Annotated in this window: 13 protein-coding genes; 2 read left to right on the plus strand and 11 right to left on the minus strand. The window is 54.5% G+C overall.

Annotation, left to right across the window (positions count from 1 at the left end; all coding sequences use genetic code 11):
- Window positions 1–116: 116 nt before the first annotated feature.
- Window positions 117–1037, plus strand: a complete 921-nt coding sequence (locus K2F33_RS26715) for a LysR family transcriptional regulator (protein WP_263879860.1) — start codon at window positions 117–119, stop codon at window positions 1035–1037.
- Between the two features lie 82 nt (window positions 1038–1119).
- On the opposite strand, the gene K2F33_RS26720 is transcribed toward K2F33_RS26715, so the two are convergent.
- From K2F33_RS26720 to K2F33_RS26740, 5 genes are all read right to left on the minus strand, one after another.
- The gene (locus K2F33_RS26720) at window positions 1120–1449 is read right to left on the minus strand and encodes an ArsR/SmtB family transcription factor (RefSeq protein ID WP_076167219.1); all 330 of its coding nucleotides are present in this window, start codon (window positions 1447–1449) and stop codon (window positions 1120–1122) included.
- A gap of 154 nt (window positions 1450–1603) precedes the next feature.
- Entirely contained in the window at window positions 1604–2197 is a 594-nt protein-coding gene (locus K2F33_RS26725) for a peroxiredoxin family protein (RefSeq protein WP_263879861.1), read from the minus strand.
- 50 nt (window positions 2198–2247) lie between these two features.
- Window positions 2248–2952: a Crp/Fnr family transcriptional regulator gene (locus K2F33_RS26730; RefSeq protein WP_263879862.1), complete on the minus strand. Its 705-nt coding sequence runs from the start codon at window positions 2950–2952 to the stop codon at window positions 2248–2250.
- A gap of 206 nt (window positions 2953–3158) precedes the next feature.
- Window positions 3159–4292 carry an AbrB family transcriptional regulator gene (locus K2F33_RS26735; RefSeq protein WP_263879863.1) on the minus strand — a complete coding sequence of 378 codons (1134 nt, stop codon included), beginning with the start codon at window positions 4290–4292 and terminating at the stop codon, window positions 3159–3161.
- On the minus strand, window positions 4292–5020 hold the full coding sequence (locus K2F33_RS26740; RefSeq protein ID WP_263879864.1) for an MBL fold metallo-hydrolase: 729 nt from the start codon (window positions 5018–5020) through the stop codon (window positions 4292–4294). The genes K2F33_RS26735 and K2F33_RS26740 overlap by 1 nt, the downstream gene beginning before the upstream one ends.
- A 156-nt stretch (window positions 5021–5176) precedes the next feature.
- On the opposite strand from K2F33_RS26740, the gene K2F33_RS26745 reads away from it, so the two are divergent.
- Complete coding sequence (locus K2F33_RS26745; protein ID WP_263879865.1) at window positions 5177–6100, plus strand: TetR/AcrR family transcriptional regulator; 924 nt, start codon at window positions 5177–5179, stop codon at window positions 6098–6100.
- A gap of 42 nt (window positions 6101–6142) precedes the next feature.
- Here the strand turns inward: K2F33_RS26745 and K2F33_RS26750 are convergent, their stop codons facing one another.
- From K2F33_RS26750 to K2F33_RS26775, 6 genes are all read right to left on the minus strand, one after another.
- Window positions 6143–6904 (minus strand): LamB/YcsF family protein, encoded by a 762-nt coding sequence (locus K2F33_RS26750; RefSeq protein ID WP_263882456.1) that lies wholly within the window; start codon window positions 6902–6904, stop codon window positions 6143–6145.
- A complete protein-coding gene (locus K2F33_RS26755; protein WP_263879866.1) occupies window positions 6891–7907 on the minus strand; it encodes a 5-oxoprolinase subunit C family protein in 1017 nt (338 codons plus the stop codon). Before K2F33_RS26755 ends, K2F33_RS26750 begins: the two co-directional genes overlap by 14 nt.
- The gene (gene pxpB, locus K2F33_RS26760) at window positions 7907–8626 is read right to left on the minus strand and encodes a 5-oxoprolinase subunit PxpB (RefSeq protein ID WP_263879867.1); all 720 of its coding nucleotides are present in this window, start codon (window positions 8624–8626) and stop codon (window positions 7907–7909) included. Before pxpB ends, K2F33_RS26755 begins: the two co-directional genes overlap by 1 nt.
- Before the next feature lie 211 nt (window positions 8627–8837).
- Complete coding sequence (locus K2F33_RS26765; RefSeq protein ID WP_145134404.1) at window positions 8838–9278, minus strand: SRPBCC family protein; 441 nt, start codon at window positions 9276–9278, stop codon at window positions 8838–8840.
- A complete protein-coding gene (locus tag K2F33_RS26770; protein ID WP_263879868.1) occupies window positions 9271–9792 on the minus strand; it encodes a MerR family transcriptional regulator in 522 nt (173 codons plus the stop codon). Before K2F33_RS26770 ends, K2F33_RS26765 begins: the two co-directional genes overlap by 8 nt.
- Before the next feature lie 818 nt (window positions 9793–10610).
- The gene (locus K2F33_RS26775; protein ID WP_263879869.1) at window positions 10611–14318 is read right to left on the minus strand and encodes a non-ribosomal peptide synthetase family protein; all 3708 of its coding nucleotides are present in this window, start codon (window positions 14316–14318) and stop codon (window positions 10611–10613) included.
- Window positions 14319–14320: the final 2 nt, after the last annotated feature.

The raw sequence follows: 14320 nt of genomic DNA on the forward strand, positions 1-14320 counted from the left end.
ATGAACCCTTCCTTTCGTAACTCACATCATTATGTTAACATGTCTTGAGATTCAGCAAAATTTAAACCTATTGAATTTTGTTTAAGAAAAACTTAAAGATCAAAGGACGATGCTTCATGAATACGGAAAAGCTGGAGTACTTGGTGGAGGTGGCGCGGGCAGGTTCGATTTCCAAAGCGGCTGAGCAGCTTCACGTGACGATTTCAGCGGTCAGCCAAGCCATCACCAGTCTGGAATCGGAGTGGGGGATCAGCATTTTTACCAGGTCCAAGTCCGGAGTCACCCTGACTCCCGAAGGCAAAATCATTATCAAAAAAGCGTATGAAACGCTGGAGAAATATGAGGATCTGCTGGAGGCTGCCCGCGGATTTTCGGGTACGGTCAAGGGCCGGCTGCGGGTGGCAACCATACCAAGCCCTATGTCTCTTCTTGAGCGTGTCGTGATCGAGTTCAAAAAGAAGTTTCCGGACGTGAAGCTGGAGATCGTGGAAAAAGGCTCGCAGGACATCATTGACGATGTGATCCAGGACAAAAGCGATCTCGGACTCATCATTTTGTTCAAAAACCGGTTGATCGAACGCACCGGCCTGGCCTTCGAACGGCTGCTCCCCGTGCACATGGTCGCCGGCATCAGCAGCGCGTCGCCGCTCGCCCTGAAGCCCACGGTCGGTCCTGAAGAATTAAGGCAGCAGACCGTCGTCCTCTATAACGACGATTATGTGAAGTGGTATATGGACGACTTTCAGTCACTTTATGGCCCGGTAGACGTGCTCTTCACTACCAATAACCGGGATCTGATCTTCAGGGCGTGCATGAATCATGGCGCCGTGACCATCGGGCTCAACTTTTCGTTCATGAACGAGCCGGCCTTCCGCAAGGACAATATCGCGATTCTGGACTTCGATCTGCCGGATCACGGCCCTGTCTACCTCGGCGTCATCCAGCGCAAGGAAAAGACCCATTCGCAGGTCTCCCGCCGTTTTATGGAGTGGTTAAAACATGACTTGGAAGCATTAGGGGCATCCATGCAGTCCTAAAAGGGGTTCAACTTGAAGCAAAAGAAAAAACATCACGACATCGCGATGTTTTTTTACGGTTCATATGGGGGATTCATATCGTTCATTCCGATGAGTCTCGCCCCTGAATATCCCGCAGATATTCATCCAGGCGGTCCAAACGGTCATCCCACATCGATCGGAAAGACTCGAGCCAGTGGTCCAGCTCTTGAAATGGTTCGGTACGCAGCTTAATGATTCGCCGGTTGGCGGCAGGCTGCACTTCAACGAGGCCAGCCTCGTGAAGAACCCGGACATGCTTGGATGTCTGGGGCTGATTGAGTTCAAGCCGATTCGCGATATCTCCAATGGTCAGGGGGCCGCGGTCGCGAATGAGCTCGATAATATGCAGCCGGTTAGGCTCAGCAAGCGCAGTCAAAGTTGTCGTGTTCATCTTCATGCCTCCTGACCAAATACTACCACAAAGGAATATGGAGAGAAAACGAAAATAAAAACAGCCAAAGCAAGGAAATTCCTGCTGTGACTGTTTGCGTTCCAAACAATCAATAACAATGGTAAGGGATTGTCTCGACTTATTTCAAAGGCTTTTAGCGTGACCGATTCTCCGGCTTCATAGGTGCCTCCTCCGGGGAGGACGCTGCGAACCGGTCCACCCGTTCATAAGGAAGGTGATCGGTAATCAGCTTTCCGTAATATGCGGTCCTTATGATCCCCTCTTCATCGATCAGAAACTCGGCCGGAATGCGGTGGAAATTGGCCCCCTCTTCAGGCGTAAGCGGAAAACCGGCCGCCGCCGCTTCATCTGCCAGTTCATGAACATTCGGCAGCGCTAATGTAGCTTCCGTCTTGGATTTCGACGATTCGACTCCATACAGGTTATAGATGGCGGCATTCGGATCGGCAATGAGCGAAAAAGGCGCCTGCTGCGCGCCTACATACTTGTGCAGGTTCGCTTCCGGCGATTCAAAAAACGCGATAACTTGAAGCCCCTGGCGACGCCAGTCGGGGTACCTCTCGATCATTTGATGAACGCGTAAATTGCACATAGCGCATGCCGCATTACGGAAGAACGACAGCAGCACCTTACTGCCGCGGAATTGGTCCAGCGAAACCGGATCGCCGTGCTGGTCGATCGATTGGAAGAGCGGGGCTTTATCCCCGGTCATCAGCAGGTTAGTCATAAGATATTCCTCCTCATGGATCTTCTATGCATGAGATGCATGAACCCACTTTAGCAGGAAGCTCCGGATTCCTCTGTGACCAGGTCACCAAACTCCTCTTCCAGCAGCTTGCGCTGCAAAATACGGACTGTTCCCCGGCTGGTCTCGATCCACCCTTTCCGCTGAAACCGGGCAAGTGCCCTTGTCACGACTTCACGAACCGAACCGACCTCTTCGGCCAGCTCCTGATGGGTGATCCGCACCGTCGGCGCTTCCCCGGCCGTCATTCGCAGCAGCGCTCCGGCAAGGCGGTTGTCAAGCGGGAGGGTCTGGCGCTGCTGCGTCCGTTCCACCATGCGAAGCATGCCGTCAAGCAGCCCGCCGAACACGGTGGCGCGAATAGACTCGTACTCCTGTACCCAACGCATAAAGCTGCTTTTCCGCACAAACAGCACTTCCACTTCGGTCTCGGCAGTCAGCTCACCGGGATACTCGCGCCCGCTCAGACCGCTCAGCACCAGAAGTGAGCAAATTTCTCCCGCCGTCAGCAGGTTGATGACGGATTCGGAGCCATTTTCGCCGATCACCGTAATCCTCGCAGTTCCACTGAGAAGGAACATACCATATGCCGCCGCATCATCCCGATGGAATATTCGCGATTTGGCGCTAAAACGCCGGATGAACGGCCCGGACTCCCGCCACTCCTCAGGCGAAACCGCCGTCAGGCACGGAAATACCTGGACCGGCTTGTCACTCGATTGATGTGATATGCTCATGCGCTATGTTCCTCCCAAATAGGTCAACCCGATAATGACTATAGTATAGAAGATATTCGGCAGCAGCAAAAGCATGACGCAGCCGCATTCACAGGGTTAGCTGGTTCAAGCGACGGCTGGCGGAATTAAAGATAAAAAAATCAGCCAAAGCTGAAATGCGATGGCTGGTTGAATAGATAAAACATGTAGGTTGCACTGTTGATCAATCACATCGGCCTGTTGGCCAATTTTTTTCCTTTAAGCATCGATCTGAAGATCAGCCTGAGCAGCGGTGGTACGGCGAAAAAGATAAACAGGGTCCGGAACAGCTGGTAGCAGGTGACAACCGACAGGTCCCCGTTCACTTCCTTGGCGATCAGCGCCATCTGATCCATGCCGCCTGGCGAAAGGCTGAGAAATGATGTTACTTCCGTAATCGCATGAAACTGGGTCAGCAGCACGCTGAGCCCGAGGGAGCATGCGATCAGCACGACACCGCTCAATATGGCGAGCAAAATGATTTTCACTTTGTGCTTCAAATTTTCCGGTTTGAGCAGCAGTCCGATATACCCGCCCATCATCAGCTGCGACAGGCTCAGAACCACCGGCGGGAGCGAATGTCCCTCATATCCTGATAAATTGAGAAGGATGGTGCCGATCATCGGCCCGAGCAGAAAGGCTGTCGGAAATTTGATCCGCTTGCCAACCAAAGCAAATGCGACGCATACCACCGCGAAAAGCCAGATATGCGGAAACAAGGCGGACCAATCGGCAGACAGCGCCGCAGATGCGGCTCCTGATGCATGCGATCCCGAGGTATGGAACAGCGGGCTGAAAATCAAAAGAGGCACACAGAAAATAATCATGATCAGCCGTGACACCTGAAGGAAGGTCACGACCGTCAAATCGATTCCCTCCACTTCCTCCGCCAGCGTGATCATTTGGCTCAGCCCCCCGGGAATGCTGCCCATCAGCACCGTAGGAAATGGGATTCCCGACAGAAAAGCGATCATAAAGGCGATCGCCGCAGCAACGACCAGCAGCAGCGCCGTAAATAGGACCATCGTCGGCAGCTGATGCCCGATCTGATTCAGCGTGGACAAGGTGAAAGACAATCCCATCGTATAACCGATGATGATCATCCCCGTATTGCGCACCTGCCCCGGCCAAAAGAAAGAAACGCCTTTAAACAGCTTGGAGCCGATCATGACAAAAACCATGGAGCCCAGCAGCCATGGTATCGGCATATGGATCCATTGGAAGATGAATCCGCCGATGACGGCAAACACGCAGGTCACCAAAAACCGCAGCCATTTGTTGTTCCTCAAACGGCTGTTGTTCAAGCTTGCGGTGTCTGTCATTACAGGCTCTCAGTCAGTTCAGCGATTCGCGCCCCGGCATCCCCTTGGTACAGACCGCCATGATAGCAGATGACGTTTTCGATCGGATAGGCTTTGAATTTGGTGATCGACTGCATCGCTTCGTCCATATTCGGCGTCACCGGCGGATTCGGTCCCTGCAGCTCGCCGTTGTTAACGACCATAGCGTCACCGGTAATCAATGTTTTGCTCGGCTCGTGATACAAGCTGATATGCCCTGGAGTATGGCCCGGTGTATAAATGACGGTCAGTCCCCCGCCGAAAGGCAGCTTCTCTCCGTCGGCAAGAAGGCGGGTCACATTGGTCACCTTTCCGGAAAAGGTCGCCTCAAAGGCTTCAGCTAATTGGGTCGGCAGCGACTCCAGCAGCCCCTTTTTACGGTCAGCACTAAATTTAATCATTGGCTTGAGTCCGTCGATGTAGGGTTGGTCTTCCGCATGTGCATATACCTCTACGCCCTCTCCCTTAAATTGAGGCAGGCTGCCCACATGGTCGATATCCTGGTGGGTAAGAATAATGGAGTGAGGGGCGGCAGGGTCAATCCCAGCCTGAGACATGAGCTCTACGATTTTTTCGTAGCAGCCCGGCATCCCCGTGTCTACCAATACATAGGAATCCTGATCACGGATGACTACAGGATGAATCACCATCTCCCGATCGCCCATGGAAAGGGACAGTTCCAGCATTTCGATCTGATCCGAAATTTTCATACTTCACGCCAAAGCATCTCGCTTTGGCTCACCTCCTGTCAACTTCAATATCCGCATAAAACTCACTAGTTCATTATATGACTCCTGAGTTTTTTGTGTCAATTCCTTTGTTGACCCTTGGCGGACATCATGTCAAAATGTGTAGGGGTGGTAAGGATGGAGCAAATCAAAAAGCAGCAGATCATCAATACGGCAATGCATATTTTTAAAGAAAAAGGATATTTCGCCGCCTCCATGCAGGACATTGCGGAAGCATGCGGCATGGCCAAGGGCAGCATTTATAAAGTGTTTCCCTCGAAAGAGGACCTGTTTACCGGCGTTTTCACCTTCGTGCACCGGACGATGTTCGAGCAAGCCCGGGAGCTGGATCGCTCGCTGCGGCTGGCGGGGGACCCGCCGAAGGAAATTTTGCGGCGCAAGATCGAGTTTCAGCTTCAATACATGCTGGAAAACCACTTTTTTACGAGCGAGTTCAAAGATCTGCCGATCACCGCTAACGAAAACTTCCAGGTGGAATGGAAAAAAAAGCGCGCCGCGTTTCTGACGTGGCACCGCGACTGCTTCTACGAAGCATACGGAGATTCCATCTCCCCTTATCTTGGGGATATTGTGGCCATCTACCGCGGCATGTCGCGGGAATATTTATCCCATGCCGTCCAAACGGCCATCGCCTGCCCGATGGCGGAACTGGCCCGGTTTTGCGTAGACCGGATGGACGCGGTCATCCGCGACATGATCGATAAGGAGCCGGTCCCGATTCTTAAGGTGTCGAGCGCCTATTTTAACGACATCAATCCGGTGGACCTTCCGACCCGGCGGGCGAACCTGGGTGAGTTTCTGCAGTATTTTGCCCAAAAGGTCCAAGAGCTGCCCCAGCCGGAGCGGATTCAGAAAGAGCTGCTGGAAGTGATCGACCTGCTTCGGCGGGAGCTGCAACAGGATAAACCGAACGCGACTTTGGTCCGGGTATATACGAACTTTCTGGATTCCGTCGACGAGCTGAGACCTTACGTGAGGCAGCTGGGCCTCATGCTGAATCATGCGGCGGAACCGCAAAAAGACAGTCCGCATCAGGCATAAAGGCCTGACGGACTGTCTTTTTTGGTTGTATTGATGACAGGGTCATACTCCTGCAGGCTTGACTCCAATGCCTTCCGCATCCAGGCGTGTCCGAAGCTCCCTGGCAAAGGTGATGGCATGCTCGCCGTCACCATGAAGGCAGACCGTGTCGGCCTGAATGGTCACCTCCGCTCCGTCCGCGGAAGTTACCGTGCCTTCCTTCACCATGCGGATCACCTGCCGAACCGCCTGATCGGTGTCCGTGATGAGCGCGTGGGGCAGCCTGCGGGGCGTCAGCGTGCCGTCGGGCTGATACGTACGGTCGGCGAATACTTCGCTGGCCGTTGTGAGCCCGTACCTTGCCCCCGCAGCCAGCAGCTCGCTGCCTGCCAGGCCGTAGAGAATCAGGGACTCGTCCGTGCGGCAGACAGCTTCGGCGATTGCATCCGCCAGGGGAGCGGAGACCGCAGCCATGTTGTACAGGGCGCCGTGCGGTTTGACATGATGAAGGCGCCCGCCCTCCTGTTTGGCAATCGCCTGCAGTGCGCCGATTTGGTACGTCACCAAATCCATGGCCTCCTCCGGCGAAATATCCATGTTTCTTCTCCCGAAGCCGGCCAGATCCGGCAAACCGGGATGCGCGCCGATGGCGACCCCGCGGCTTAAAGCCAGCTTCACCGTCTTCCGCATGACGGAGGGATCGCCGGCGTGGTACCCGCAGGCGATGTTGGCGGACGTAATTTCCCCCATCAGCTCTTCGTCGGCCCCGATCCGGTATACGCCGAATCCTTCCCCCATATCGCAGTTCAAGTCAATCCAACCCATCAAGCCATCCGTCCTCCTTTAATTTAAGGGCAATCATCCGGGCAAGCCGCCTTAATCGTATGCCCTGATCCATCCATAATTGTTCCGCTTCCGTCTGACTGATTTCCCTAAAGCGGAGGGTTGAGCCGGGCGGTGTCTGCGCAACCACCGGCAGGTCCGCACCGGCAACCTGGGCGATCTTCGGATAGCCGCCGAGCGTCTGGCGGTCGGCCATCAGAATGATCGGCTGCCCATCGGACGGTACCTGCACGGTCCCCATCGTCACACCCTCCGATATGTATTCCTGCGGGCGGTGAAGCTGCAGCCGCGGACCTTCCAACCGGTACCCCATCCGGTCCGATTGGGGCGTAACCCGAAAATCATGATCAAGCAGCGCGCGCCGGCTCACATCGTCGAAATCGCCGAATTGCGGTCCGCGGACGATCCGGACGTAAGGGTGCTCGCTGTAAGCGGGCCTTTCCGAGGCCGGAACCGCCCACCTCACCGCATCAAAAGGCTGCGTTCCCTTTGTGGATGGATGCCGTAACCGGCCATTGCCAGTCCCAATTGGGATGATGTCCCCTGCCTTCAGCACCCTTCCCTTCATGCCGCCGATCCCGGCACGGATATACGTGCTGCGGCTGCCAAGCACCTCAGGCACATCGATGCCTCCTGCAACAGCCAAATATGTCCGGCAGCCTGCCCTCGGCCCAGTGAACGTGAGTGTACTGCCCTTTCGGACAAAGACGGGTCTCCATATCGGAACCGGTACACCGTCAATCTGCGGCGAAAAATCCCCTCCGGTCAGGGCTACCCACATCTCCCGCTCCATGCGGACGGACATCCCCGACCAGGTCACCTCGATGAGGGCGTCGCTCTCATCGTTGCCCACCAGCCAATTGGCCGTCCGGTGCGCAAATCGGTCCATAGAGCCGGAGACGATGACCCCATACTTGCCGTAGCCTGATCTTCCCAAGTCCTGGATCGTCGCCATCAGACCGGGTTTTATGACCGTTATGCTCATCACTGCGCCCCCTTGATCCGCTCGTATTCCGCCGCGTCAATCTGACGGAACCGGATATATTCCCCTCCCCGCAGCAGCGCGGGCGGATCCTGATCCGGCCTGAACAGGGGAAGCGGCGTACGTCCGATGATCTGCCAGCCGCCCGGGGTTTCCACCGGGTATACTCCCGTCTGTGTACCCGCGATTCCGACCGACCCGGCCGGAATGGCAAGCCGCGGCGACGGTTTACGCGGCGCGGCGATCCGTTCGTCGAGCCCGCCCAAATAAGGGAACCCGGGAGCAAACCCCACCGCATAGACCAAATAGGTCTGAGCTGTATGGATGCGGACCACATCCTGAGTGGTCAGGTTATTGATGGAGGCGACTTCTTCTAAGTCCGGGCCAAACCCGCCTCCATAGCATACCGGAATGTCGATCACCACCGGCACCGCTTCGGGCGTTTCCTGGATGTCCGCCATATAAGTTTCCAGAAGGGACTGCACATAATCCATCCGGCCGGTCTCGTGCAACGGTAAATCTAGCCCGAACGGATCATAAAACACGGTCACGCTCGTAAACGCCGGAACACATTCGACAAACCCTGGAAAGGGATTTGCCTCAATGCGGCGGGCCAGCGCCTGAACCTCACGGTGCAAATCTTCGCTGACCATGTCGCCAAGATGCACCACAACCGCCGATTCCCCTAAGGGTACGACCCTGTATGCTTCGTTTCGGTTCAAGGAATCCCCTCCTTCTGTATGTATAAATCCTCATCATCTATATGATAGCAGAGTCCATGCGGTATGCATTCGTTTTTTTCTACACGGCGGCACTTCTAACTGAAGACTGAAGACCGACCCTTCAAAGCAAAAAAAGGCGCCTCAGGATCCTGAGGCGACCTCCTTGTATCTGAATGCAGTACTGCATCTTGCAATGACCACCTTGACCGGGCTACTCAGCTACGACTTCGCCCAGCTTATCCAGCATAATCTTGGTCCCGTGCTCACGGATCGAGGCTGTATCAAGCCCGTCCAGAAACGCCCCGTGCTCCGTATAAATCAGCCGCGTGCCTTGCCCAGACGCCTGGAACTGCACCGACACAACCGATATGGACATCCGGTTGCTCCCCTGGTCTAACGTATACGTATAGACGATCCGCTCGTTTTCGGCGATCTCTTGGTAGATTGCATCATAGGTGAAAACCGGGCCGTCCGGAGGACCGCCGGCATTGACTTCGCGCCCCCCCACCTTAAATTCGAAGCTGTCGGCTTTCGAAAACCAAGCTGACTTCAGCTCCGGATCAGACCAGGCCGAAAACACCTTCGCCGGTGCTGCTTGATAATTGCGCTCAATGACAAATGTTTCGTGAATGACAGAACGTTCGTTATTCATGGTTATGGCCTCCTTGGATGGTTTCATTCTTGGGATCCGGCTTATTTTCCCCAAGCGCCTCCCCGAGCCGGTCGAGGCTGCGCTCCATGCTTGTCCGTTTTTCCAAAAAGAACTTTTCCTTGCTCTTCTTCATCACCTCAAGCAGCGCGGTAAACTCGTTAACCGTTAACGTTTGGTCATGCTGCAGAAGAGCCGATACGTTTTCCAGCTCCTGCAGGAGCCGCTGCTGCAACCGGATGGTACTTCTCAGGCGGTCCATCTGGATCCGGACAATGTCGAGCGGGCTGAATTCGTTCCCCTCCACGATTTCCTTGACCTCATCCAGCGACAATCCCAGCTCTTTCAGAGACAATATTTGCTGCAATTTGGCCAAATCATGCCCGTTATAGATCCGGTGACCGGATTCGGTATGTCCGGACGGAGAAAACAAACCGATTTGATCGTAGTACCTTAACGTTCGGATCGTCAGTCCCGTCATGGCCGCCAGCTCCCCGACCTTCCACTGCGTGTTCATAATCATCCCCTTGCTTCGCGAAGACTTGTACCGGTAGCTCTAATATAAAACATTACGCAGCGTAAGGTTCAAGGGATTGCAAAAAAAAAAATCGAACGGTATCATGTCGTTCGATTTCAATATTCAGCAAACGTGGAAAAGGATGAGTGGTATGACTAGGAATGCTAATATGGCTGGAAATATCATTTGCCGAAAGAGCCCGCAAAGTTCCGCAAATCCCCTTAGTATTGCCTATTTCCCGCAGTTTGTTGTTCCTTATCTGTCTTTCTGTATTATTCTTGTACCATTCATTCATTTCAATTTCACAGTCGTATAGCTAACGTCCTGCCGCTATTAGGTGCTATTGTTTTTCTACTATTGTTACTTATGATCATTCGGCGGAGCTTGGTCATGCTTATGCTTCTTGACAATGCTTTTGCTTTTATCCATGCGATTGCTGGTCCGGTTCTGCCTCTACCCTTTGCTCATTCTAAAGCTGGCTCTTGCTGGTGAATTACTCATGTATTGCTCGGTGTATTGCTCGGTGTATTGCTCGTGTCTTGCTGTTAGAATTGCTGCTGTATCGATTGTATCGCTATATGATAACGAGTTCTCTCTTTTGTCTGCTATGTCCTGCGGTCGCAGATGCACAATACCATGCCCACCCTGCCTTGCAAAACTCGAGCTCCTCATACGGCTCCGGCTATTTTATTCGCTTTCGTCCGTTTCTGTCTTTATTTCTAACACGTTCTAACCTTTTTCTTTCCTTGCCCGTTCATGACCATCCGCTTGCCGCAGTGCGGCCCAAGGGTTTGTCTGAGTGGTAACAATTCTCCCGACTATTCGGGCTGCTCAAAATACTCCACATTAACGGCATGAGCGATCAGCTTGCGGAAATAAGCCTCATCCGGCTGAGCACACTGGACCCCGGTCCCCTCGAGGTACTCGAGCGTCTGCGGGCATGCGTAGCGGTAATTGGAGTTTTTCGCGCCGTCCCCCTCCAGCTGCGCCATGGCCAGCTCCAGGCCCGCCTGGTCCTTGGCCTGCTTCGGATCGAGAAGCCACTGCTCGTATTCCTTCCAATCGGTCAAGTCGATCGTATAACCGTATGCCTGGAAGAACCGCACCATGTCTCGATAAGATACCGTGACCGGGTTGCAGATATGAAACATCCTTCCGACGGTCGCGTCCTGAAGCGCCAAGGCGGTAATGGCTTCTCCCGCGTAATTGATCGGCGTCATATCGACTTCCCAGCGAACATCCGGCGCTTTTTTAAGCAGCAGCATCGCCTTAAGCATGCGGTAAAACGCATTGTTGTCGATGTTATTCTGGAATAAGCCGTTATCCGACCGGCAGGACAAATTGCCTACGCGATACACGGAAGCAGCAAGGCCTTCCCGGCCGGCTTGCACGACGAGTTTCTCGGCAGCCAGCTTGCTGTTGGTGTAGACGTTCTCGACGTAAGCTTCGTCATAACCGGAGCCGGCCATGATCGAAGCCCATTGGCCGTTCAGCGCCAAATCTTCCGGAATGCCGAGCGTCGAAATAAAATGGAACCGAACGCCCGGTTTGGACTTAGCCAATGCCAGCAGATGGTTCGTGCTGTCCACGTTGACCCTGGCAAAATAGTCCGCTTCCCCGAAATGCTTGACTTCCGCACCGCAATGGAGGATGGAGTCCAGGCGATCTGCCAGCATGTCTCGAACTTCCCCGCTCAATCCTAAATGCTCCTGTTCGAGATCGCCCTGCACGGCGATGACCCGATTGTCCATCAGACGTTTGACTTCATTCCCGAAGTATCCGACCATCGTCTGTTCCAGCCGGGCGTAAGGCTCCTGCACGCCGGATGGCCGAACGAGACAATAAATCGAAGCTTTCGATTGGCGAAGCAGCTCGTACAGCAGGTGAGAGCCAAGGTAGCCGGTCGCGCCGGTCAGCAAAATATTCTCCTGCGTGTATACCCGCCCTTCGGCAGAATCTTGAGGGTAAAAGCTCAGCGGAAACTCCGCTAAATCCTGCAGCGGAACGTCCTCACCGAATGCCTCCTCGGCTGTGGACGCTTCATGGGCCAGCACTTCGATCCGGCCGGCCAATGCGGCAATCGTCGGGTAGACGAAGAAATCGTTGATCTTCAACTGCGGATAATTCGGCTTGAGCAGCACCAGGATCTCCAATATTTTCAAAGAGTAACCGCCGATTTCAAAGAAATCGTCGTGGATGCCGATTCTCGTCTGGCCAAGCGCTTTCTCCCAGGCAGCGGCCACTTCCTTTTGAATGGCCGTGACCGGGGCTTCATACGGCGAATCGTCCTCTTCCGGCACGATCTCGAAAGCCGCCAGCTTTTTGCGGTCGATTTTCCCTGTCGGTGACAGCGGCATTTGATCCACGAAGCACATATATTTGGGAACCATATAGCCGGGCACCTTTTGGCCTAAAAATTGGGCGAGGTCCTTGGAAGCAACCGGCTGCCCGTCATTTGACGTATAAAAGGCAGCGAGCACTTTGGTTCCGTCCGCTTCGATTCTTGGAATGACAGCGATATCCTTGACGGACTCATGCTTTGCCAGATTGTCCTCGATCTCTCCGATCTCGATCCGGAAGCCCCGGATTTTTACCTGGGCATCCTTTCTACCCCGATACTCCACCAGTCCGCTCGGAAGAAGACGGACCATATCGCCCGAACGGTAAAATTTCTTGCCCGACTCCGGCGTAATCGGATCGGTGATGAAGGCTTCCTTCGTTTTTTCGGGCTGGTTCAAATACCCCTTGCCCACGCCGACGGAGCTGATCAGGAGCTCGCCGGTAACTCCGATCGGGCACAGCTCGTCGTGCTCGCTGACAATGTACAATTCATAATTGCTCAGCGGCGTTCCGATACATACTGTCGTCAGATCGTCCGGAACCGGATAATCGACGATATGAGAGGTTGCCACCGCCGTAATCTCGGTAGGACCGTAAAGATTGACGATCGGAACCTGCAGCTTTTTCTGCAGCATGCGTACGGCCTCTCCCGACAACGCCTCGCCGCCGACGATGATGCTCTTGATGTTCGCGTATTTGGGCGCATCCTCTTCAGGCAAATGGGCGGCAAGCTGGTTGAAGAAAACGGTCGGCAGAATAGCGACGCGCGTCGCCTGCTGCTTCACCACTGCCGCGGTAAAGGCGTCGATGGAGAAACGCTCCTCATCGGTAAGCAGATGCAGCCGGCTGCCGCAGGCCAGCGATCCGAAAATGTCATAGACCGACGCGTCAAAGCTGAACGTGGAGTACTGAAGAATCACGTCCTCCTCGGTCAGATCCATTTCCCTGCGCGTGGACTCCGCCAAGTTGACGACGCCTTGATGAGCGATCAGGGCTCCTTTCGGCTTGCCTGTGGAACCGGACGTATAAATGATATAGGCCAGATCATCCGGCTCAATGGCAACCGGGGATGCTGCTTCCGGGTAGGAGTCCGCTTGTTCTCCCAATGGGAGAATTTCCGGCTTCCTGTCAAAACCGGCAAGCAGCGTTTCCAGACGGTCCACATATTCAGCATGTGTCAGGATCATCCCGGTTTGCGTGTCAGCAATAATGTAGGCGTTTCTTTCATCCGGATGGGAAGGATCCAGCGGAATGTAAGCCCCGCCTGCCTTAATAACGCCAAGCATGCAAACAATCGTTTCGAGGCTCCGTTTCATGAAAATAGGCACGAACTGCCCTTTTTGCAGCCCTTTGGACAGCAGCATGTTCGCAATCCGGTTGGACTGCCGGTCAAGCTGCTTGTAGGTTAACTGCTGCCCATCTTGAGTGACGGCGATCCGGTCCGGATACTTCGCTACAGTGGAAGCCATCATCCGGACGATCGTCGGCTGTTCCGGAAGTTCCATTTGCGTATCATTTAAAACAGTATAAGCGGCCCGATCCTCCTCCAGCAGAAAAGGCAGGCGGCTGATTTCCAGATTCGCGTTCCGCAGCGCACCGCGAACGATTTGAGCGTAATGCCTGCTGAACTTGCGCACGGTCTGTTCCCGGAACAGCTGGCGTGCATAGGCGATGCTCATCGTCCAACGGCCGGATTTCGCTTGAACGTTCCAGCCCAGCCAGGCAGGGCGGCTTCCATGAGCCTCGCCGTATACCGCTTGATAGCCGAGGGGCTGCCCTATCATTTCTTCAAGCTCCTGCAGACTCAAATCCGCAGCGTCCAGCTCTCCCAGCTTGGCTTCGATCCGCGCATAGACCTGCCGGAACGTATCCTGTCCGCTGATCGCTGCGCGAAGCGGCAGCAGTTCTCCTTGCCGGCTCACCACGCCAAGCAGCAAATCCTGATCGGCGCTCATCCTGTACAGGAACACCGCGTAACCAGCCAGCCACCAGGCACGAGGGTTGCCCAGCCGGCTCAGTTCAGCAGCCTCTTCCGGTCCCAAGTCCAGCGTTTCCGTGATCCGCAGCAAATCGGGCTGAATTTCCCGCACCGGCTCATCCGTGTAGAGATTGAGTCCGGGCAGAGGAAGCTCGAGTTCCTGGGACCAGTATGCCTTGCTGCGCTCGCTTATCGATGTTGTGTTCAAAA

The sequence above is a fragment of the Paenibacillus sp. PSB04 genome, assembly GCF_025809195.1.
Lineage (GTDB): Bacteria > Bacillota > Bacilli > Paenibacillales > Paenibacillaceae > Paenibacillus_AQ > Paenibacillus_AQ favisporus.

Bases quoted from the DNA above. Each gene is read 5' to 3' on its own strand.
- K2F33_RS26715 (WP_263879860.1), top strand. From the start codon at position 117: ATGAATACGGAAAAGCTGGAGTACTTGGTGGAGGTGGCGCGGGCAGGT.
- K2F33_RS26720 (WP_076167219.1), bottom strand. From the start codon at position 1,449: ATGAACACGACAACTTTGACTGCGCTTGCTGAGCCTAACCGGCTGCAT.
- K2F33_RS26725 (WP_263879861.1), bottom strand. From the start codon at position 2,197: ATGACTAACCTGCTGATGACCGGGGATAAAGCCCCGCTCTTCCAATCG.
- K2F33_RS26730 (WP_263879862.1), bottom strand. From the start codon at position 2,952: ATGAGCATATCACATCAATCGAGTGACAAGCCGGTCCAGGTATTTCCG.
- K2F33_RS26735 (WP_263879863.1), bottom strand. From the start codon at position 4,292: ATGACAGACACCGCAAGCTTGAACAACAGCCGTTTGAGGAACAACAAA.
- K2F33_RS26740 (WP_263879864.1), bottom strand. From the start codon at position 5,020: ATGAAAATTTCGGATCAGATCGAAATGCTGGAACTGTCCCTTTCCATG.
- K2F33_RS26745 (WP_263879865.1), top strand. From the start codon at position 5,177: ATGGAGCAAATCAAAAAGCAGCAGATCATCAATACGGCAATGCATATT.
- K2F33_RS26750 (WP_263882456.1), bottom strand. From the start codon at position 6,904: ATGGGTTGGATTGACTTGAACTGCGATATGGGGGAAGGATTCGGCGTA.
- K2F33_RS26755 (WP_263879866.1), bottom strand. From the start codon at position 7,907: ATGAGCATAACGGTCATAAAACCCGGTCTGATGGCGACGATCCAGGAC.
- K2F33_RS26765 (WP_145134404.1), bottom strand. From the start codon at position 9,278: ATGAATAACGAACGTTCTGTCATTCACGAAACATTTGTCATTGAGCGC.
- K2F33_RS26770 (WP_263879868.1), bottom strand. From the start codon at position 9,792: ATGAACACGCAGTGGAAGGTCGGGGAGCTGGCGGCCATGACGGGACTG.